This window comes from Myxococcus sp. AM011, assembly GCF_013372595.1.
Classification (GTDB): domain Bacteria; phylum Myxococcota; class Myxococcia; order Myxococcales; family Myxococcaceae; genus Myxococcus; species Myxococcus eversor.
Genome location: NZ_JABXEM010000011.1, coordinates 25,078 through 44,135 on the forward strand (window position 1 = coordinate 25,078; position 19,058 = coordinate 44,135).

General features: G+C 69.6%; 18 protein-coding genes and 2 tRNA genes. 7 read left to right on the forward strand and 13 right to left on the reverse strand.

The features are described from left to right. Positions 1-4: 4 nt before the first annotated feature. The 6 genes from HUW62_RS03970 to HUW62_RS03995 are packed head-to-tail and all read right to left on the reverse strand — an operon-like array spanning position 5 to position 7,096. Complete coding sequence (locus tag HUW62_RS03970; RefSeq protein ID WP_176433599.1) at positions 5-2,548, reverse strand: response regulator; 2,544 nt, start codon at positions 2,546-2,548, stop codon at positions 5-7. A 9-nt stretch (positions 2,549-2,557) separates the two neighbouring features. Continuing rightward, entirely contained in the window at positions 2,558-3,121 is a 564-nt protein-coding gene (locus HUW62_RS03975) for a chemotaxis protein CheW (RefSeq protein WP_163868431.1), read from the reverse strand. Between the two features lie 7 nt (positions 3,122-3,128). Beyond that, positions 3,129-3,539, reverse strand: coding sequence for a two-component system response regulator (locus tag HUW62_RS03980; RefSeq protein WP_163868430.1), 411 nt, complete (start codon positions 3,537-3,539; stop codon positions 3,129-3,131). After that, positions 3,536-5,137, reverse strand: coding sequence for a methyl-accepting chemotaxis protein (locus HUW62_RS03985; protein WP_176433600.1), 1,602 nt, complete (start codon positions 5,135-5,137; stop codon positions 3,536-3,538). Before HUW62_RS03985 ends, HUW62_RS03980 begins: the two co-directional genes overlap by 4 nt. A gap of 31 nt (positions 5,138-5,168) precedes the next feature. Continuing rightward, positions 5,169-6,530, reverse strand: coding sequence for a protein-glutamate O-methyltransferase CheR (locus tag HUW62_RS03990; protein ID WP_163868428.1), 1,362 nt, complete (start codon positions 6,528-6,530; stop codon positions 5,169-5,171). After that, complete coding sequence (locus HUW62_RS03995; RefSeq protein WP_176433601.1) at positions 6,527-7,096, reverse strand: chemotaxis protein CheW; 570 nt, start codon at positions 7,094-7,096, stop codon at positions 6,527-6,529. The genes HUW62_RS03990 and HUW62_RS03995 overlap by 4 nt, the downstream gene beginning before the upstream one ends. A gap of 247 nt (positions 7,097-7,343) precedes the next feature. Between HUW62_RS03995 and HUW62_RS04000 the strand changes: the two genes are divergently transcribed. Beyond that, positions 7,344-9,398 carry a TonB family protein gene (locus HUW62_RS04000; RefSeq protein ID WP_176433602.1) on the forward strand — a complete coding sequence of 685 codons (2,055 nt, stop codon included), beginning with the start codon at positions 7,344-7,346 and terminating at the stop codon, positions 9,396-9,398. A 39-nt stretch (positions 9,399-9,437) separates the two neighbouring features. On the opposite strand, the gene HUW62_RS04005 is transcribed toward HUW62_RS04000, so the two are convergent. Genes HUW62_RS04005 through HUW62_RS04020 form a run of 4 tightly spaced genes read right to left on the reverse strand, consistent with a single transcriptional unit; the run spans position 9,438 to position 12,562 of the window. After that, positions 9,438-10,157: an HAD family phosphatase gene (locus HUW62_RS04005; RefSeq protein ID WP_176433616.1), complete on the reverse strand. Its 720-nt coding sequence runs from the start codon at positions 10,155-10,157 to the stop codon at positions 9,438-9,440. A gap of 10 nt (positions 10,158-10,167) precedes the next feature. Then, the gene (locus HUW62_RS04010; protein WP_176433603.1) at positions 10,168-11,124 is read right to left on the reverse strand and encodes a myxosortase-dependent metalloprotease, MXAN_2677/MXAN_2678 family; all 957 of its coding nucleotides are present in this window, start codon (positions 11,122-11,124) and stop codon (positions 10,168-10,170) included. Further along, entirely contained in the window at positions 11,121-12,002 is an 882-nt protein-coding gene (locus tag HUW62_RS04015) for a myxosortase-dependent metalloprotease, MXAN_2677/MXAN_2678 family (protein ID WP_163868424.1), read from the reverse strand. The genes HUW62_RS04010 and HUW62_RS04015 overlap by 4 nt, the downstream gene beginning before the upstream one ends. Further along, a complete protein-coding gene (locus HUW62_RS04020; RefSeq protein WP_163868423.1) occupies positions 11,999-12,562 on the reverse strand; it encodes a hypothetical protein in 564 nt (187 codons plus the stop codon). Before HUW62_RS04020 ends, HUW62_RS04015 begins: the two co-directional genes overlap by 4 nt. 87 nt (positions 12,563-12,649) lie before the next feature. On the opposite strand from HUW62_RS04020, the gene gltX reads away from it, so the two are divergent. The 5 genes from gltX (at position 12,650) to HUW62_RS04045 (ending at position 15,626) form a co-directional block, all read left to right on the forward strand. Continuing rightward, positions 12,650-14,089 (forward strand): glutamate--tRNA ligase, encoded by a 1,440-nt coding sequence (gene gltX / locus HUW62_RS04025; RefSeq protein ID WP_163868422.1) that lies wholly within the window; start codon positions 12,650-12,652, stop codon positions 14,087-14,089. Positions 14,090-14,145: 56 nt separating this feature from the next. Then, positions 14,146-14,553 (forward strand): hypothetical protein, encoded by a 408-nt coding sequence (locus tag HUW62_RS04030; protein WP_163868421.1) that lies wholly within the window; start codon positions 14,146-14,148, stop codon positions 14,551-14,553. A 76-nt stretch (positions 14,554-14,629) separates the two neighbouring features. Next, positions 14,630-14,700, forward strand: a tRNA-Gln gene (locus HUW62_RS04035). Between the two features lie 113 nt (positions 14,701-14,813). Continuing rightward, positions 14,814-14,885, forward strand: a tRNA-Glu gene (locus tag HUW62_RS04040). A gap of 60 nt (positions 14,886-14,945) precedes the next feature. Beyond that, positions 14,946-15,626, forward strand: coding sequence for a DUF2625 family protein (locus tag HUW62_RS04045; protein ID WP_163868420.1), 681 nt, complete (start codon positions 14,946-14,948; stop codon positions 15,624-15,626). A 34-nt stretch (positions 15,627-15,660) separates the two neighbouring features. Here HUW62_RS04045 and HUW62_RS04050 read toward each other — a convergent pair whose 3' ends face one another. Then, positions 15,661-16,632 carry a response regulator gene (locus tag HUW62_RS04050; protein WP_176433604.1) on the reverse strand — a complete coding sequence of 324 codons (972 nt, stop codon included), beginning with the start codon at positions 16,630-16,632 and terminating at the stop codon, positions 15,661-15,663. A 58-nt stretch (positions 16,633-16,690) separates the two neighbouring features. Between HUW62_RS04050 and HUW62_RS04055 the strand changes: the two genes are divergently transcribed. Continuing rightward, complete coding sequence (locus tag HUW62_RS04055) at positions 16,691-17,287, forward strand: hypothetical protein (RefSeq protein ID WP_163868418.1); 597 nt, start codon at positions 16,691-16,693, stop codon at positions 17,285-17,287. On the opposite strand, the gene HUW62_RS04060 is transcribed toward HUW62_RS04055, so the two are convergent. Next, positions 17,259-18,416: a sensor histidine kinase gene (locus HUW62_RS04060; RefSeq protein WP_163868417.1), complete on the reverse strand. Its 1,158-nt coding sequence runs from the start codon at positions 18,414-18,416 to the stop codon at positions 17,259-17,261. The genes HUW62_RS04055 and HUW62_RS04060 overlap by 29 nt on opposite strands. A gap of 262 nt (positions 18,417-18,678) precedes the next feature. Beyond that, on the reverse strand, positions 18,679-18,981 hold the full coding sequence (locus HUW62_RS04065) for a DUF2795 domain-containing protein (RefSeq protein WP_163868416.1): 303 nt from the start codon (positions 18,979-18,981) through the stop codon (positions 18,679-18,681). Between the last annotated feature and the right edge of the window lie 77 nt (positions 18,982-19,058).

Consider the following 19,058-nt stretch of genomic DNA (forward strand, 5'->3'; position numbering starts at 1 on the left):
GGCGTCAGCGCGTCGGAAGCAGCTGCCGCACCAGTTCCAGCAGCTTGCCGCGCTCCACCTCACGCTTGACGAGGTAGCCATCCGCGCCCGCCTCGAGTCCCGCGGCCCTGTCCTCCGGGCTGTCGAGCGAGGTGACGAGGATGATGGGCGTGGAGTGCAGCGTCGGGTGGGACTTGATGCGTCGCGCGAGCCCCACGCCATCCAACCGAGGCATCTGCCAGTCGCTCACGACGAGTTGGACCGACGTGCGCTCCAGCACGCCCCAGGCCTCCTCGCCGTCCGCCGCCGTCACCACCGGGAAGCCGGCGATTTCGAGCAGCGACTTCATGGCGAAGCGCGTGGTGAGCGCGTCGTCACACACGAGGATGCGCGGGCGCCGCGCCTCCGTCCCCGTGGAGCGAGTCTCCGGCCGGGCCGCGCGCACCAGCTCCGGCGCGTTGAGCACCGGCACCACGCGCCCGTCATCCAGCACCGCCGCGCCAGCGAGGTGCCGCACGCTCTGCAGATGCTTGCCCAGGGAGCGCACGACAATCTCCTGCTGCCCCACCACCTCGTCGATGGCGTACAGCACCTTGTCGCCGCCGACCACGACGAGCGCCGCCGTCTGCACCTGCCCGGACTCAATCGCCAGGGGCAGCCGAGGCAGGCCGATGGCCTCCGCCAGGGGCAGGAAGGTGAGCTGCCCACCGTCCACGCGGGCCACCACGCGGCCCGCCACCGTGCCCACGTCCGCGGGGGTCAAGCGAAGCACGCGCTCCACGCTGTCGGAGGGAATCGCGGACACCGTCGTGCCGGTGCGCACCAGCAGCCCCAGCGCGGACGCCAGCGACAGCGGCAGGTCCACGGTGAAGCGGGTGCCTCGTCCGGCCCAGAACTCCACGTCGACGGAGCCCTGGAGTCGGGCCGCGGTGGCCTGCACCACGTCCAGTCCCACGCCACGTCCCGACGTCGCCGTCACCTGCTCGCGCGTGGAGAAGCCCGGCTGGAACACCAGTCGCGCGGCCTGCGCGTCGGTGAGCTTGCCGGCCTCCTCTTCGGACAACAGCCCCCGGCGCACCGCCGTGGCGCGCACGCGCTCCGGTGACAGGCCGTAGCCATCGTCTTCCACAATCATCCCGATGCGCGCGCCCCGAGGCTCCACGCGCACCGTCAGGCGCCCCGTCTCCGACTTGCCCGCCGCGCGTCGCTCCTCCGGGGACTCCAGCCCGTGGTCGATGGCGTTGCGCACCAGGTGGAGCAACGGGTCCTTCAGCGCGTCGAGGATGCGCCGGTCCAACCGCACGTCGCCGCCGTTCAACTCCAGCGCCACGTCCTTGCCCAGCCGCGTGGACACCTCGCGCACGGTGCGGCGCAGCGGCTCCAGGAGCTGGGACGCGGGCACCATGCGCAGGTCGCGCAGGTCATCGCGCGCCACCTGGGCCACCAGCGCCAGCTGCTCGCCGTCGCGGTGCGCCTCGCGTGACACCTCCAGCAGACGCTTCTGCATCGTCCGCATCATCGCCACGCCGGAGCGCAGCGACTCCAGCGCCGGCCCACCGCCCGCCAGCGTGAGCTGCGACGACGCGCGCTCCAGGTGCCGCAGCACCTCGTGCGTCCCGTCCGACAACGCACGGTAGCCCTCTGAGCGCCGCGCCTGCTGCGCACGCCCCGCCACGAGCAGCTCCACCTGGAGCGCCAGCGACTCGAGCGTCTTCACCGCCACGCGCACCGTGTGGTCCGCCGTGGTGCCGCGCGTCTCCTCCCGCGGCGCTTGAGCCTGCGCGCTCGGAGAGGCCGAGTCCGCGGGCGTGGGCGCCGGCACGGCCCTCAGCGCGTCCACCGTGCGCGCCATGTTCCGCGCGCCGCCTTCTTCCAACTGGGCCCGCAGCTCCACCAGCGTGCCGGCCACGTCGGATGCGGCCAGGCTGGCCTCGTCGCCACCGGGCTCCATGCGCGCGAAGCCCAGCGCCGCGGACTCGGACAACGTCGCCAGCCGCGTGGCCCCGGACTCCTGCGCCGAAACCCGCAGCGCGCGCGCCCGCTCCATCGCCTTGCGCACGACGGCGGCCCGGTCTGGAACGTCCGGAGAGCAGAGCGCACCGAGCGACGCCTCCAGGAACTCCAGCGCCTCCAACCCCTTCGAGGACAGGCCGGAGGCCGTCGCCGTGGACTCGGGCACGGAGACCTCGCGCCCCAGGAGCTTCAGGAGCGCGCTCAGGCCATCCACTTGCGGCGCCTCGCCCGCGTCGCCCCGGGCCATGGCGGCTTCGATGCCGGACAGGCCGCGCAGCATGGACTCCACCGAGGCGCGAGGCAGGCCGGTGTCCGGCTCGATGTGGGCCAGCCCATCCTCGATGGCGTGCACCACCTGTTCGATGTCATCCAGCCCCAGGCTCGCCGCGGAGCCCTTCAGGCTGTGCACCAGTCGCTTGAGCGAGGGCAGGAGGTCCGCCTCACGCTCGCGCGAAGGGCCCTCCAATCCGAGCACCTTCGCTCCAATGGCTTGGATCTGCTCACGCGTCTCCGCGGAGAACACCGGCCAGATGCTGCGCAAGAGCTGCGGATCCATGTCGCGCCTCTATTCCCGCGCCTGGCCGGCCGGGCCTCCGAGCTGCTCCAGCTCCAGCACCGTCAGCCGGTCCGGAGTCAGGTACAGGAAGGGTCCCGGTGGGGGCTGTGACAGCTCCGACTTCGGCAACTCCTTGCGTCCCTCCACCGTCTCCGCCGCCAGGCCGAAGCTCTCCTCCCCCACCTCCACCACCACGATTTTTCCAAGGTCCGACATCCCGCCGCCCTCCAGCCCCAGCAACTGCCGGAGGTCCAACACCGGAATCACCCGGGAGCGGCTGGCCAGCGCGCCCAGCACATGCGGCGGCGCGCCGGGCAGAGAGGAGATGCCGCGCGCTTCCAGCACATGGTCCACGTGCTCGATGCGCACCGCGTAGCGCTCGCCTCCCACCTGGAAGGCGAGCACCGACAACACTTCGTGGTGCTCCTCGTGACGAGACTCGGCCAGGGCGCGAGCGCGCGCGCCGAGCACCTCGCGGCGCTTCTCCGCGCTCACCCCGGGCGCATGGGAAACGTCGAGCTGGGGCTTGGAGCCCAGGGAGTCGTTGTTCACCTTGACCTCGTCACTCGGCATTCGGGCATCACCGGGTCTTCGCGGGCAGCTTCAACATGTCGCTCACCTTCGAGCGCAGGTCATCCACCGACACCGGCTTGTTGAGGAAGGCGTTGGCGCCCACCAGCTTGCCCTTCTGGCGACTCGCGTCGTCCTTCAGGGAGGTGAGCATCATGAAGGGGATGTTGTGCAGGTTGCTGTCCGCGCGCACCGCCGCGCACAGGGCGAACCCGTCCATCAGCGGCATCTGCACGTCGGAGATGATGAGGTCTGGCTTGAGCTCCCGCGCCTTGCTCAAACCCTCCACGCCATTGGGCGCGTCGATGAACTCCAATCCCCATCCCATCAGGTAGACCTGGAGCAAGTTGGTGATGGTCTTCGTGTCCTCGACGATGAGGACCTTCAAGGCCTGTCGTGTCGTCGCCACGTTTGCGTTCATAGCTGGTACCTACCCACCAGGTCCGAGAAGCGCTTCGAGAGATTGGTCAGGTTTCCAGCCACCTGTTCGATGCGTCGCGTCCCTACGACGGAGTCTCCCATGGCCGACGTCAGCTCGCCCATCGCCGCGGCGATTTGCTCCACGCCAATCGTCTGCTGCCGGGTGTTGCCGGCGATCTGCCGGGCCGCGCCGGAGGACTCGCGAATGACTTCGGACAGTCCGAGGATGGCCGAGCCCGCGCCGCGCGCCAGCTCCATCGCCGCCTGCGCGCGCCGGCTGCCTTCCTCCGTCGCGCTGACCGCCGCCCGCGTTCCCTTCTGCACTTCGTTGAGCAGGCCACGCACCTGCTCCGCCGCCAGCCGCGACTGCTCGGCCAGGGTGCGCATCTCCGTGGCAACCACCGCGAAGCCGCGCCCGTGCTCCCCCGCCTTGGCCGCTTCGATGGAGGCATTGAGCGCCAGTAGATTCGACTGCTCGGCCACGTCCTTCACCGTGCTGATGATGTCGCCAATCTGGAGGGTGCGCTCGCTCAGGTCGGTGATGGACAATGCAATCGCCTTCACCTGCTCACCCAGCTTCTCCATGCCGGCCACGCTCTCCGAGACGACCTTCTGGCCCTCGGAGCTGAGCGTCTCCGACTTCTGCGTCTGGGAGATGACCGCGTCCGCGTAGGCGGTCGCCTGCTTGGAGGTCTGTGCAATCTCCGCCACGGTGGTGCTCGTCTCGCTGATGGCGGACGCCTGCTGGTGCGCCATGGCGGACTGCTGCGAGGACGTGGTCAACACGCCCACCGCTTCCTTCTCCATCTCCGCCGCCGCGCCGCGCAGGTCCTCCAGGAGGTGCGCCAGGCCCTCGGACATGGCGGCGAAGCTGCGGGACACCTCGCCAATCTCATCCGAGGCCACGGTGTCGAACTGCTGACGCAGGTTGCCGCCCGCGATGCCCGACGCCGCGCGCGCCAGCCGCTCCAGCGGGACGACGAGCAGCCCCGACATGAACCAGGACGCCAACAGGCACGCGGCCAGGATGAAGATGCCGAGCACCACGGTGAAGCGGGTGGTGCCCTTCAGCGCGTTGGTGAGCGCCTCCTCATGGAGCGCCACCTGCACGGTGCCCACGCGGCGATTGGCGGCCCCCGGCGACAGCACCGGCACCGTGGACTCCAGCACCGACTCGTCGTTGATGACCAGCCGGCGCTCCACCGCGTCCTCGCCGTCGGCGGATGGCTGGTCCGCGCCCGCGAAGCGCTCCGCGGCGACCTCCGCCAGCAGCTCGCCCTTCGCATCGCGCACCAGCACATAGGCCACGTCCGGCACGTGCCTCAGCACGCCGTGCGCGGTGGACTGGATGCGGCTGGCGTCCTGGTTGGCCACCAACATGGGCGCCAGCGTCCGGGACAGCTCCGAGCTGACCGAGCGAGAGCGCCGCGACAGGTCCTCCCGTTGCGCGCCGCTCATCTGCACCCAGAAGGCGAGGATGAGGATGCCCGCCACGAGCACGCCCGTCACACCCGTGACGGCGACAATCTTGAATCGCAGACTGAGGCGTCCCACCGCGAGTCGTGCCGGCAGTGTCAGCTTCGTCTCTTTGACGTCCACTTTGCCTCCCACCGGTGAGGATTCCGCGTCATCAGCGCGCACCCTGCCATCCGGCCTGCGTTCTTGGAGCCAGGGCCTGCCTCAGGCCTCCGGCGGTCATCGTCTCTACTCCGCGCAACGGCTGCTCGTCGTCCAGCCCGTCGAGCGCGCGCAGCGCATTCTGCCGTGCGCGCTCCGCATCCTCGGGCCGGTCCATGCGCCCATAGAGCGCCACCAGCGTCGCGTGCCCCAGCGCCAGTCGCGGCTCCAGGTACAGCGCCTTGCGCACCGCCTCCACCGCTCCGTTCAACTCGCCGCGCTCCTCCGCCACCATCGCCAGCAGCAGATACGCCTCCGGCACCAGCGCCTTCGCGGCCTCGCGCGCCAGCGCCTCCGCCTCCTCGAACTGCCCGGCCCTCGCCGCGTCCACCGCCCGCGCCATCGGGTCCTTGAGGGTGGGAACCGGAGGCGTCACCGTCCGCTCCGCGACGACGGGCTTCGGAGGAGGCTCCGGCGCGGGAGGCGGTCGGGGAGGAAGCGCCCTGGCCGCGGCACGCAGCGCCGTGGCCGCGTCGCGAACGGCGCGCGGAGTCGGCGGCGCGGGGCGAGTCCACCCCGGAGGTGGAACCCGCAGGGCCACGCTTCCCTCCGCGTCCACCGCCTCCAGGCCCAGCCCGTTGGTGAGCGGCACCTCCGCGGGCGAGACGAAGAGCAGGCCGCCCGGCGCGAGCACGGAGACGAAGCTCTCCAGCACCTGCCGCACCAGGTCCGGCGGAAAGTAGATGAGGACGTTGCGGCAGAAGATGGCGCTCGGCGCGCTCACGGGGGGCGGCTCCATGGCCAGGTTGTGGCGGCGGAACTCCACCATGCGCCGCACCTGGGCCACCACCGACAACTGCTCGCCTCGAGGCTCCAGGAAGCGCTTCTCCAGCTCCGGCTCGATGTGCCGCAGGGACCAGGGGCCGTAGATTCCGTCCCGCGCGCGCTCCAGCGCCCGGCCCGACACGTCCGTGGCGAGCACTCGGAAGTGGCCCTCCGGCACGCCCGCGGCGAGCAGGGCCATGGCGATGCTGTAGGGCTCCTCGCCGCTGGCGCAGCCCGCGCTCCACACCTGGAAGAAGGGCCCGGCCTGAGGCGGCGCCAGCCTGGCGAGCGAGCGCAGGTGCTCGGGGTGGCGGAAGAAGTACGTCTCGCCGATGACGGCGTGCTCGATGAAAGTCTCCACCGCCTGCGCGTCCCGCCGCAGCAGCGCGTTCAGGAACGCGGCGGGCGACAGGTTCCGCGTCTCGGCGGAGCGCGCCAGCGCAGTCTCCAGCGAGCGTCGCAGGCTGTGCGCGAGCGTCAGGCCGCAGGCGGCCCGGAGGACCTCCTCGACCTTCACGAGCGTCGCGTCATCGAGGACGGCGTCGCTCACGTCTCCTCCGACCCCACCAGCACCGCGGAGATGCGCAGCAGCGGGCGAATCCCCTCGGGCGTCCGGCACAGGCCCGCCATCAGTCCCGTGCCATCCCACGGCAAGGCCACGTCGCCGTCCGGAGTGCCTTCCACCAGCACCGGCGCCTCGACGAGGTCTCTCACCCTGTCCACCAGCACGGCCACCGGCCGAGCGCCCTTGCAGATGACCAGGTGCGCATCCAGCGCCGGCTCGCGCTTGACGCCCAGGAGCGCGGCCAGGTCCACGGCGACGGCGGGACTCCCTCTGTAGATGAAGGTCCCCGCGACATGCGGCGGGGCTCCGGGCAGTGGCTCCAGCTCCACCAGCCGCACCACCTCCTGGACGGCGTCCGCCACCAGCAGCGCGCTGGTGCCCGCGGCGTCCAGGGTGAGATAGAGGCCCGGCAGTCGCAACTCTCCCGACAGGGAGACCAGTTCCTGGCGCAGCCGCGCCTGCTCGACCTCCAGCGCGCCAAGACGCTCCTGTACGGAGGTTCGACGAAGCTGGGCTTCCACGACGGGGGAGTTGGAGGGGGTGTCTGCCATGGGGGGCGGCCCCGCCCGCTTCTGCCCTGGCGCGCGGGTGGACTCACGCTAATCCGGGCAGTGAAGGAGCGTCAATGCGGGGTGAAATGGACCGTCCCGCATCCGACGACCCCGGTGTGTGCTGTCAGCCACCCTGGTGAGTCATGGATCATCCAGGCCGGGAGTGCGTCCGGAACTGGAGATATGGTTTGATGCGTACCCGGCACACTCCTGGAGAATCCATGTTGCTTGTAGTCAGGGGGTACGAATGATCAAGGGCGACTCGCCGAACCCCGAGACGCCTGCCGCGACGGGCGCGGATCCGCTCATCGGCCGCACCCTGAACGGTCGCTTCAGCATCCTGGACCCCCTGGGTGTTGGCGGCATGGGCAAGGTCTACCGAGCGGTGCAGGCCCCCCTGGAGCGAGTCGTCGCGCTCAAGGTCCTCAACCCCAGCTACTCCAGCACCCGGGACCCCGGCTTCCAGAAGCGCTTCCTGCGCGAGGCCTCCCTCACCTCGAAGCTGCGCCATCCCAACACCGTCACCGTCATCGACTACGGGCAGACGGACGATGGCATCTTCTACATCGCCATGGAGTACCTGGACGGCCGCACGCTGGCCCAGGTGCTCGGGCAGGTGGGGCCGCTGTCGTGGTCCCGCGCCATCGCAATCACCCAGCAGATCTGCCGCTCGCTGCGCGAGGCGCACAGCCTGGGCATCATCCACCGGGACCTCAAGCCCGCGAACATCATGTTGCTCAACGAGCAGGACCAGGACCTGGTGAAGGTCCTGGACTTCGGGCTCGTGAAGTCGGTGGCCGCGCCGCAAGAGGGGCAGATCTCCCCGGAGATCACCCAGAACGGAACATTCCTCGGCTCGCCGCAGTACATGGCGCCGGAGCAGGCGCGCAACGCGACGGACGCGCGCAGCGACGTGTACTCGCTGGGCATCGTCCTCTTCCAGATGCTGATGGGGCGCCCGCCGTTCATCGCGCGGGACCACATCGAGCTCATCTTCGCCCATTACAAGGAAGCGCCGCCCACCTTCCAGCAGCTCCGCCCGGACATCGCGGTGCCGCCGGAAATCGAGGCGGTGGTGCGCCGCTGTCTGGAGAAGGACCCGGCGCGGCGATTCCAGACGATGGACGAGCTGCTGGAGGGCCTGCGCGAGGCGAGCATGTCCGCGGGCGGCAACAGCGGCATCTTCAAGCGCCCGGGTGGCGCGACGACGACGGGCCCCTACCCGTCCCCGCTGTTCTCCAGCGCCGGCAGCTCGGGCACGGACTCCGGTGACACGCTCGCGGTGGACATCAGCGTGGAAGTGCCTGTCGCCGTCCAGCGCGCCCGTCAGCGCACGCTGGCCATCGGCGGACTGGGCGGCCTCGCGGTGGCGGGACTCGTCGCCGCGGGCACCATCTTCTTCATGAGCAACAAGGACCCCGCGAAGGCTCCGGAGACGAAGCCGGAAGCGGTGGCGCAGGCTCCGGTGCAGGCTCCGCCCACGGCGCCCGCGCAGGAGGCGGTCATCCCCGCCGGCGCGCAGAAGGTCCGCTTCAAGCTGATGAGCCAGCCCAGCGGCGCGCGCGTCTTCTATCGGGGAAAGGAGCGCGGCACGACGCCCTTCACCCTGGAGCTGCCGTCGGGCCAGGACGGCTCCATCACCGTGGAGCTGACCTTCGCGATGGAGGGCTACCAGATGGAGACCGTCGTCACGGGCGGCTCCGGCGAGGTGGTGCTGTCGCAGAAGCTCCAGAAGCGCCGGGGTGGCTCGCGCGGCGGTGGTGGCATCGAGGTGGCGTCCGCTGCCTCTTCCACGGACGAGGTCGAGGTGGCCGAGCCCGTGGCGACGCCGGGCGGAATGTCCGCGCCGGTGATGCTCTCGCCCACGCAGGCGATTGCCGCGGAGCCGGTGGTTCCGCCGACGGCGGGCGCGGTGGGCGCGGCGGCGGCGACGCAGGCCAAGGGCGTGTCCGGTGGGCTGGCGGTGCCGGTGCTCCCCACCGCGGCGCTCGCGTCCGCGCGCGGCGACGTGCTGCCCTACAACGAGGACATGTCCCGCCCGGAGATGATCGACCAGAGCAAGGACCTCGTCTACACGCGCGAGGCGATGGCGGCGAAGGCCGAGGGCGTGATGATTGTCCGCTGCACCATCACCACCAAGGGCCGCGTGGAGAAGTGCCGCGTCATCAAGTCCGTCACGTACATGGAGAAGCCGGTGCTGGATTCGCTCCAGTCGCGCACCTACAAGCCCATCATGTACCAGGGCCATCCGGTGAACGTGGACTACACCTTCAGCATGCGGCTGGTCGCGCCGCGCCGCTGACGTCACACCTCTTCCGCCGGGCCCGTGGGCGTCTTTCGCTCAGGGCCCGGTGGAAGGCACCACCGGAGGCGCGGGCGGCACGGACAGCACGCCCCCTCCGGACGGAACACCCCAGCTCACCACCGGCCAGCCTCGCTTGCGCGCCTCGCGCTTGAGCCGATGGTCGGGATGCACGGCCACCGGCCGCCCCACCGCCTCCATCACCGACAGGTCCGAGTACGAGTCCGTGTAGAAGGCGCACGCCGACAAGGGCACGCCCACCTCGCGCGCGTAGCCCTGGGCGTACGTGAGCTTGCCCTCGCCGAAGCAGATGGGCCCCAGCGGGCGGCCCGTGTGCAGGCCTTCGGCGTCCACCTCGAAGCGGTTGCACAACACGGCGTCCAGGCGCAGCTCGCGCGCCACCCAGTCCGACAGGTAGCCCGACGACGACGTCAGGAGCGCCAGCCTGTCACCGGCGCGGCGGTGCTCCTCCACGGCGAAGAGCGCGCCCGGCCGATAGAGCGAGCGCACCGTCTGCTCGTAGAAGTCCGCGGTGCGTTGCTGGATGGGGCTTGCCCGGGAGCCCGCGAGCAGCGCGACGGCGCGCTCCAGCGCGTCCTGCATGGACACGAAGCCCAGGTGGTAGCGGGCAATCCACAGGCTCGCGCGCAGGGCCTGCCACCGGTTGATATGCCCCAGCTCCAGCTCGCGGCGGACCCACAGCGAGCCGGAGTTGGCGGCGATCAACGTCTTGTCGAGGTCGAAGAAGGCGACAGCCACGTTCTTCGTTCTAAGTCCGCTCACGGTGGGACGCAGTGCCATCCCGACGTCCGCCCGTCCGCTTTCTCCCTCGCAGCAGGGCCAGCACGGCGAGCCAGGCCCCCGTGACACCGGCGCCAGGAGCCACGGTGCAGCCGGTTCCCCGCCCGTCCGCCAGGAGCACGATGCCCGCCTCCGCTCGCATCAGGCACTGATTGGGCGGAAGGTTCTTGGGGTAGATGGAGCAGAAGCCAGCGGCGGAGCCTGGGTCGATGATGCGCTTGCGCGTCTCACCCGCCGGCGCGGTGGGCTCCATGGTGGCACCCGAGATGGGCACATGGTCCAACCCCACGACGTGGCCAATCTCATGCGTCATGGTGTTCTGCAGGTCTATGGCCACGCAGTTCGTGGCGGGAGTCCCGGTGCAGGGCGGCGAGTCCACCGTGGTGAAGAGGAAGCCCACGCTGCCTCCGGGCTGGGACGCGTTCAGCTCGATGTCCGAGTCCAGCACCCGGCCGTCGGTGAAGCTGAACGTGGAGGTGGTGAGGCCGATGGTGCCGTCGCCGTGCTCCCAGCAGGTGTACTGGTTGCCGCACGTCTCCGCGTCCCAGCACGGGTCGTCCGCCGCGACGATGTCGTTACATGACGTCTCGCGGAACGTGACGATGTTGTAGTTGGCGTAGCGGTTCTCCTGGTCGAAGCCCACGACCACCGGGAGGCGCCAGTCCTCGCCCCGCGTGAAGACGTAGTCGCTGCACGTCTTCGACACCTGCCGCCAGGACTCGAACGACGCTTCAATCGCGGCGACCTCCGTGTCGCCCGGCGTGCGCGCGCTGCCGGCCGCGTCCAGGTGATAGACGTACTCGCGCACCGGCCACAGCAGACACAGGGGCCTGCCCGGCACGACGGTGCGGCGGTAGGAGAACTCCTGCGCCAGGACAGGCGAGGAGACGAGGAGCGCGAGGCCGAGCATCCACCGCGCTTTCATGAGCGGGCCTCCCGCGCGCGACGCCGCCGCCACAGCACCCAGGCCATCAGCGCGGGACCGAGCGACGAAGCGCCCGTCGCGGAGCAGCCCCCACCCTTCGGTCCCAGCTCCTCGTTCACCACCGGATGCAGGCACGCCTGGCTGGGAGCGCCCTTGGCGTAGACGGAGCACACGAAGTCGCGCGAGCCGGAGTCGATGATGCGCTTGGACACCTCACCGGTCTGGGCGCTCGGGTTCATGGTGGAGCCCGCGGCGCGCGTGTGGTCCAGCCCGACGAAGTGGCCAATCTCGTGCGTGGCGGTGTTCTGCACGTCGGTGGAGACGCAGTTCGTCGTCACGGGCGGGAAGCACGTGGGCCCGTTCGACGTGGTGAAGGCGTACTGGCTCGCGTTGAAGGAGATATCCGAGTCGTAGATGATGCCCGAGCGCTTGTCGTACGTCGTCAGGGTGATGGCGAGGGTGCTCTGGTCGTCATCCCAGCAGTCGTATTGATTGGCGCACGTCTCGGCGTCCCAGCACGCGTCCGTGGCCGCCACCACCGCGCTGCAGACCTTCGTGCGGAAGAGCACCACGTTGTGGTTTTCCCCGTCGCGCAGGTAGCCCACGTTCCGCTCGGCGATGCGGGGACCCTCTTGGAGGTTGAGGTTGCCGCAGGCGGCGAAGATGTCCTCCCAGTTCTGGAAGGAGACGCGGACGGCGTCGAACTCCGTGTCGCCCTGCGTGTCCGGATTGCCGAGCGTGCTCTGGTTCCAGGTGATGCTCGGCACCGTCCAGTACAGGCACTGGGTGGCGTCATCGCCCGGCGTCACGCGGCTGCGGACATACGGGTCGAACTGTCCCAGCGCGAGGACCGCGAGCAGGGTCGCCGCGGGCGTCACGGTGTCGGCTCCGTGAGCGCGGCGCGGATGGCCGCCTTGAGCTCCGCGAGGGTCCTCGGCTTCTCCACCACGGTGGTCGGCTGGCGCGTGACGGGGTCCAGCAGCAGCGCCTCGGAGGGCTCGGGCACGGCCATGGCGGGCTTGCCCGCCGCGTCACGCTGGACCTGGTATTTGCCCTGGGCCTCGCCGGAGAGACGGAAGGCCTGCGTGCCGCGCTTGCGCAGGAAGATGACGACCTCCTCGCCCGTCTTGAACGACGCGAGCCCGTGCACCACCTGTCCGATATCGCCCACCTGGCCACCCGGCTGCGTCACGAGCACCGTGTTGCCCGGTTGTCCCTTGAGCGGCTCCTTCACCTCGACTTCGACGTCGGTGACGATGCGCCGGCCATCACCGCTCCACCGGCTCTCCACGCGACGCACGACGCCGTGAATGACGGTGTCCGAGTCCCGGGAGAGCTGCGACAGGTCCACCCGGAGCTGCGTGGTGGCGGCCGCGGGCAAGGCGCCCAGCAGGGCCACCGTCACCATCCCCATGCGAAATAGCTGACGAATCGACATACGATTTCTCTCCTCGGCGCGCACCATACCTCAGCGTGCCCATCCGCGTTGACCCCCTACCCCCGCCCTGCTAATCCGCGCGCCCGTATGCCCACTGCCCCACGCGTCCGCTTCGCTCCCTCGCCCACCGGCTACCTCCACATTGGCGGTGCCCGTACGGCGCTGATGAACTACCTCCAGGCGCGGAGGTTCGGCGGCACGTTCATTGTTCGCATGGAGGACACCGACCGCGTGCGTTCCACCGCCGAGTCGGTGCAGGCCATCCTCGACGGGTTGGTGTGGCTGGGCATCGACTGGACCGAGGGCCCCGGCAAGGAGGGCCCGCACGCGCCCTACTTCCAGACCCAGCGCCTGGACACCTATCGCGAGCACTCGCAGCGGCTGCTCTCCGAGGGCAAGGCCTACCGCTGCTATTGCACGAAGCAGGACCTGGAGGCCCAGCGCGAGTCGGCGGAGAAGTCCGGCGCCTTCTACAAGTACCCGGGCACGTGCCGGGAGTTGAAGGGCCCGCCCGCGGGTCGTCGCGAGGAGGAGGCGGTCATCCGCTTCAAGATGCCCTCCACCGACGGCACCGTGTCGTTCGACGACAAGGCGCTGGGGGTCATCACCAAGCCGTACTCGGACCTGGACGACTGGGTCATGCTGCGCGCGGACGGCATCCCCCTCTACAACTTCGGCTGCGTCATCGATGACCACCTGATGGAGATCACCCTGGTGGCGCGCGGGCAGGAGCACGTCAACTCCACCTTCCCGCAGCTGATGCTCTACCAGGCGCTGGGGTGGCAGCCGCCCGACTTCGCGCACCTGCCGCTCATCCTGGGGCCGGACCGCGAGAAGCTCTCCAAGCGCAAGCACCCGGAGGCGGACGTGATGCTGCACAAGCGCACCGGCATCATGCCGGAGGCGCTGAGCAACTTCGTCATCCGCCTGGGCTGGAGCCACGGCAACGACGAGGTCATCACCCGCGAGCAGATGGAGGAGTGGTTCGACTTCTCCAACGTCGGCACCACGTCCGGCGTGTGGAATCCGGAGAAGCTGCTGTGGCTCAACCAGCAGTGGATGAAGCTCTTGCCGGAGGCCACCGTCGCCGAGCGGCTGGTGCCCTTCCTGGAGGCCAAGGGCTTCCAGGCGAAGGGGGACTCCCGGCTGGTGCCGCTGGTGCATGCGCTCAAGGAGCGCGCTCGCACGCTGGAGGAGATGGCGACGACGGCGGCGCTCTACTTCGGCTCGGGCGTCACGCTCGACGAGAAGGCGGCGGGCAAGCACCTCGTCGGTGACTCGCTCGTGTTGCTGCGCAAGGTGCGCGACGCGGCCGCCGCGCTGCCCGAGTGGACGGTGGAGGCGCTGGACGGGGTGGTGAAGTCCGTCAGCGAGGCCTCGAGCGTGGGCATGGGCAAGGTGGCGCAGCCGGTGCGGGTCGCCATCACCGGCAACACCACGAGCCCCGGCATCGGCGAGACGCTGCTGCTCGCGGGGCGGGACGAGGCCCTGCGTCGCATCGACGCCGCGCTCGCGCGAGGCGGGTGACGTCAGCCTGACGAAGCGGTGGACGTCCGCCGCTTCGGCACCTATCTTCACGCCCCATGATGCGTGCGCTTGACACCATGAAACGGCATTTCTATAAGGCGCGCCCGCTCGGTGCGGCGCTGTGTGCGCTCTGGGCGGTGGGGGCAGGTGCAGAGGTGGTCAGCGGCGCGCAGTTGCCGGACGGTTCCCAGAAGGTGGGGGAGAACCGTTACAAGGTGCCGAAGGACTTCGAGGCGACGCTGGACTACTACCGCTCGGTCTACTCGACGAGCAACTATCCACGACGGCAGATCGTCAACCAGCCGGGCGTGAAAGCGGTCCACATCACCAACCCCTCGGGGAAGAACTTCGCGGGGCTGAATATTTACGAGGCGAACGAGGAAGTTCGCATCTACATCGTCCCCACGCAGCAGGCGGTCAAACCGGCGAAAAAGCCGGAGACGAAACCGGGGAAGAAGAAGTAGAAGTCGCAGCAGCAGCCGCCCACCGAAGTTGTTGCAGTCGTTGGGCGGTGTTGGTAGTAGAGGCAGCCGCAGTGATTGGGGAATCGTCTAACGGCAGGACAGCAGACTCTGACTCTGCTTATCTAGGTTCGAATCCTAGTTCCCCAGCTCGCAGCACCGCAGTCGCAGCACCTCGGAACGCTCGAAATCAGATGGTTGACGCGAGCCAGACGAGAATGTAGGAAGCAGCAGCAGAAACACGGTGGTTGCAGCGAAATGTCGGCCCTGTCGTCTAGCGGTTAGGACGGAGCCCTCTCACGGCTCAAACTCGGGTTCGAATCCCGGCAGGGTCACTCCGACGCCGCCTTCTGAAAAGAAGGCGGCGTTTTGTTTTTCCGGAGCACGGTGGCGGCATGCGGACGCTGAAGGAGTTGCTCGACACCACCTCGCCCGCCTGGCCGTTGGTGCAGGAGTGGCTCGCCTCCGCGAGCAACCCCGTCGAAGTCCTTCCTCGGGACGAAGTCTCCGCGGGACAGGTCCTCCACCAGCTTCAAGTGACGACCCGCTCACCCTTGGGTGCGGTGGCCCATGAAACAGGAGGCCTGCTCGTCGACCGGGGCTGGCTCCGAATCCTGGGCAGCGGGGGTGCGCGCATGCGCGGCAGCCTGTCGTCCTGGAATGCCCTGGGCCCGCATCAGGCTGTGGCTTCGACGCAGGGGATGCTGCTCGTGGCGCACGACGTTCTCGGCGGCTTCTTCGCGCTCGACGGCGGGGCGCTCGGTGAGGGACGTGGCGGAGCGTTCTACTTCGCACCCGACTCGCTCAAGTGGGAAGACCTGGGCCGTGGCTACTCGGACCTGCTGGCGTTCTTTCTTGGAGGAGACCTCTCCGGATTCTACGGCGACTCCCGTGGGGCCGGATGGAGCGAGGACGTCTCACGACTCTCTCCGGATGAAGGATTCTCCATGCACCCACCGCTCTGGACAGCGGAGGGCAAGGACCTCGCCCGCGTGTCCAAGCGCCCGGTTCCCATGACGGAGCTCTTGAACATCCAGCTTGAGTTCGCGCGTCAGCTCGACGGCACCGAGCCCTGAAGCAGGACTCGGTCCCCTTCCCTCCCGAGCTGCCTCAGGCCTTCGACGTGGGGATGCTCTGCCGGAAGGCGGAGAGCGCGGCGGTGAGTCGGTCCTGTGCCCGCTGCACGCCTCGGCGCAAGAGCAGCATCCGCACCTTCTCCGGCAGCGCGCTCGCGCCCTGCGTGCTGCCAAAACCCACCAGGTCCATGCGCAGCGTGATGGCCTCCAGCAGGTCACCCAGGTCCGCCTGGGGACTGGCCAACAGGAGCACGTCCGGGGGCCTGCGCTGGAGCCGCTCCGCGAGCGTGCGCCACTGCGGGTCTCCCGTCTCCACCACCACCACGTCCACGCTCTCCAGCTCCGGCGCGTACGGTGGAAGCTCCCGCACCTCGAAGCCCGCCTCCTTCAACACGGCGAGCGCCTCCTCGCTGCCCACCACCGCCACCCGCCCGTCCAGCACCGTGCGCGAGGACTCCTCGTAGGCCCGCAGCTCCACCTCCAGCGCCTCGTGCGCCGGCTCCGGAGCGTCATGCCCCGCCGCCAGCAACGTCGCCGCCTCGCGGGCCACTTCACGCGCCTGCTCCCGCACCTGTGTCCCCGCGCTGCGCCGCTCCAGCGCCGCCCGCACCTTGGCGCGCAACACCCTCAAGTCGTCGAAGGGCTTGAGGATGTAGTCGCTGGCGCCCGCGGCGAAGGCGGCGATGACGGACTCGCTGCTCGCGTAGGCCGTAATCATCAGCGCCTCCAGCGTCGGCTGGAGATTGCGCGCCTCGGAGACCAGCTCCACCCCGCCCATGCCAGGCAGGTTCTTGTCCGTCACCAGCACGTCGACCCGTTGCTCGCTGAGGATCGGCAGCGCTTCCTCCGCGCTCGCCGCCACCAGCACCACCAGGTCCGACTCGCGCTCCAACAACCGAGCGCAGATGTCCAGGACGACGGGCTCGTCGTCCACCACCAACACCGTCGAGGCGAGCGTTCCCCCCTCCCCACCGCCGCCCTCACCGGTCTCGAACGGGAGATCCATGACTTGGGAGATTCGCACAGCTTCACGCGGACTTCGAGGCTCGCATGCGGGGGCCGCTATGCTGCTGTCCGTGGCGAGCTTCGAAGACGCGTTGCTGGAGAACCGGGTGCCCCCACTCCTGGGAGACGTGCGCCTGCGTTACGACGGCGGACGCCTGCTGGGCGAATCCCTCCCCCCGCGCTGGGAGCGGAGAATGCTGCCGGGATTGTGTGTCGGTGTCGCCGTGGGCTGCGCCGTGGGCGCAGCCGTCATGGTGGGCCACGAGAAAGGCGCCTTCCCCACCGCGTCGGGAGTCCTGGCCCTCGTCGCCGCGGCGCTGGTGGGACTCGCCCTGCGAATCGAGTCCCGGTTGGGACGCCGTCGCTTCGTGATGCACTTCCGCTCGGAGAGCCTGCGCCTGGAGCGCCTGGCCTGGACTCCCGGCGCCACCCGCGCGGAGCTGGTGCCCTTCGACGCGGTGCGCGCGGTGCACCTCGTCGAGCGCCCCGGCCCTCGCTACGCGCTCATCGTGGAGTACGCCCCGGAGGGCGCTCAGCCCCAGCGCGCCGTGCTGGTGGAGGACGTGCGCCCCTCGGAGGGCGAGTCACTCCACCGCGTGTGGCGCATGCTCAGCAACGCCTTCGGCCTCAGGGGAGCGGGGCTCGCCGGAGGGTGATTTCGATGTCCGTGCCCTCGCCCGGCGTCGACGACAGCCGCAGGTTGCCGCCCGCTTGCGTCACCAGTTCGCGGCAGATGGACAACCCCAGACCCGTGCCGATGCCCACCGGCTTCGTGGTGAACAGCGGCTGGAAGACGCGCTCCTGGAGGTCCATCGGGATGCCGCAGCCGTTGTCCGCCACCGTGAGCACCACGTCCTCGGTGCGCACGGACCAGCGCACTTCGATGCGCCCCTGCCGCCCGGTGCCACTCATGGCCTGCGCCGCGTTGACCACGAGGTTGAGCAGCACCTGGCACAACTTCACCGGACCGAAGGCCACGCGCACCGGCTCGCCGTTGCTCGTCAACCGAGCCCTGTCGCGCACCTCGGCGCGCGCCAGCTTCACCGCGAAGGAGACCACTTCGGCCACGTCCGCCGTGCCCTCCATGTCCTCGCCTCGCGCCTGCGCGCGCAGCCCCAACGCCACCTGGCGCAGGTGCTCGGCGCCGTCCGCCAGGTCCTTGATGAGCGCCGGCAGGTCCTCCACCGTCTCCGCGACTTCGGGACTCGGGTCTCCCGGCAGGTGCTTGGACACGTACTGGATGACGCTCGTCAAATCCCGCTGCAGCGACGCCACGTTCTGCGAGAGGTAGCCCACCGGGCCCATCAGCTCGTGGGCGATTCCCGCCGTCACCTGCCCCAGCGTGGCCAGACGCTCCGACTTCATCATCCGCCCTTCCACCTCGCGGATGCGCAGCTCCAACCGCGCAATCTTCAGCGCGTCGTCCAGTGCCGCCTGCAGCTCCGAGCGGTCCCACGGCTTGACGAAGTAGCGCGTCACCTGTCCGCGGTTCACCGCGTCGATGACGGCCTGCATGTCCGCGTATGCCGTGACGAGCATGCGCTTGGCGTCGGGCGCAATCGAGCGGGCGCGCTCCAACAGCTCCACGCCCGTCATCCCTGGCATGCGCTGGTCGGAGAGGATGACGCCAATCTCACCCTTGCGCTGCTCGAGCAGCGTCAGCGCCTCGCTGGGGGACGCGCTGCGGAAGATGCGGAAGCGTTGGCCGAAGTTCGCGTCGAAGACCCGCAGGTTGAGGGCGTCGTCGTCGACGTACAGCACCGCGGGTAGTTCAGACGGGTTCATGACGCTCCTCCTGGCCGGCTATCCCACGACGAGGCCAGGCTGGTGACGCCTAGGATAGCGCCTCCTCCGACTCCCTTTCTTCTGGGTGCCGACGGAACCGTCCCCCCGGGACGCAATGCCTCCCCAACTCTAGAGCAACCAGACAGGTTTGACCCCCAGGAAAATCCAGACGACGGCACGGTTCCCCGGCAGGGGCACGGACGTGCCGCCGGCGTCACGAGCGCGTCGGGTGAGGGCCCGACGCGCCGCGAGGATGGAGGGTTCAGCGGGAGGATGTGAGGGTGGAGGCGCGAGGCTCCGGGAGCGGCTCCGCGCGCTCGGCATCCTGCTCCAGGGCCACGGCCACCGCGTCCACGGAGGGGAAGCTGCCCCTGGGCAGCACGCCCAGCAGCGACAGCACCGTGGGCGAGGCCTCGTTCTCCCGGGCCACCCAGGTGAGCTCTTCAGCGGTGAGGGGGAAAACCGCGCCGAGCAGGGCCTGGTGCAGCGACTGCGCGAGTGGCAGCGGCTGACCGACCCGTGACTCCAACTCCGACACACCCTCGACAAGCCGTTCGCGTGTCATGTCGTCGTTCATTGGGACCAAGTTAAGCAGCGAACCGATGCGGCTGCCGGCCTTTTTTTCGTGCTCGCTCAGCAAGC

Excerpts from the sequence above, each read along its gene's own strand:
- HUW62_RS03975 (WP_163868431.1), bottom strand. The coding sequence starts at position 3,121 with ATGCCGAGTGACGAGGTCAAGGTGAACAACGACTCCCTGGGCTCCAAG.
- HUW62_RS04045 (WP_163868420.1), top strand. The coding sequence starts at position 14,946 with ATGCGGACGCTGAAGGAGTTGCTCGACACCACCTCGCCCGCCTGGCCG.
- HUW62_RS04020 (WP_163868423.1), bottom strand. The coding sequence starts at position 12,562 with ATGTCGATTCGTCAGCTATTTCGCATGGGGATGGTGACGGTGGCCCTG.
- HUW62_RS04000 (WP_176433602.1), top strand. The coding sequence starts at position 7,344 with ATGATCAAGGGCGACTCGCCGAACCCCGAGACGCCTGCCGCGACGGGC.
- HUW62_RS04065 (WP_163868416.1), bottom strand. The coding sequence starts at position 18,981 with ATGACACGCGAACGGCTTGTCGAGGGTGTGTCGGAGTTGGAGTCACGG.
- HUW62_RS04060 (WP_163868417.1), bottom strand. The coding sequence starts at position 18,416 with ATGAACCCGTCTGAACTACCCGCGGTGCTGTACGTCGACGACGACGCC.
- HUW62_RS04010 (WP_176433603.1), bottom strand. The coding sequence starts at position 11,124 with ATGAAAGCGCGGTGGATGCTCGGCCTCGCGCTCCTCGTCTCCTCGCCT.
- HUW62_RS03980 (WP_163868430.1), bottom strand. The coding sequence starts at position 3,539 with ATGAACGCAAACGTGGCGACGACACGACAGGCCTTGAAGGTCCTCATC.
- HUW62_RS03995 (WP_176433601.1), bottom strand. The coding sequence starts at position 7,096 with ATGGCAGACACCCCCTCCAACTCCCCCGTCGTGGAAGCCCAGCTTCGT.
- HUW62_RS04030 (WP_163868421.1), top strand. The coding sequence starts at position 14,146 with ATGATGCGTGCGCTTGACACCATGAAACGGCATTTCTATAAGGCGCGC.
- HUW62_RS03970 (WP_176433599.1), bottom strand. The coding sequence starts at position 2,548 with ATGGATCCGCAGCTCTTGCGCAGCATCTGGCCGGTGTTCTCCGCGGAG.
- HUW62_RS04050 (WP_176433604.1), bottom strand. The coding sequence starts at position 16,632 with ATGGATCTCCCGTTCGAGACCGGTGAGGGCGGCGGTGGGGAGGGGGGA.
- gltX (WP_163868422.1), top strand. The coding sequence starts at position 12,650 with ATGCCCACTGCCCCACGCGTCCGCTTCGCTCCCTCGCCCACCGGCTAC.
- HUW62_RS04055 (WP_163868418.1), top strand. The coding sequence starts at position 16,691 with ATGCTGCTGTCCGTGGCGAGCTTCGAAGACGCGTTGCTGGAGAACCGG.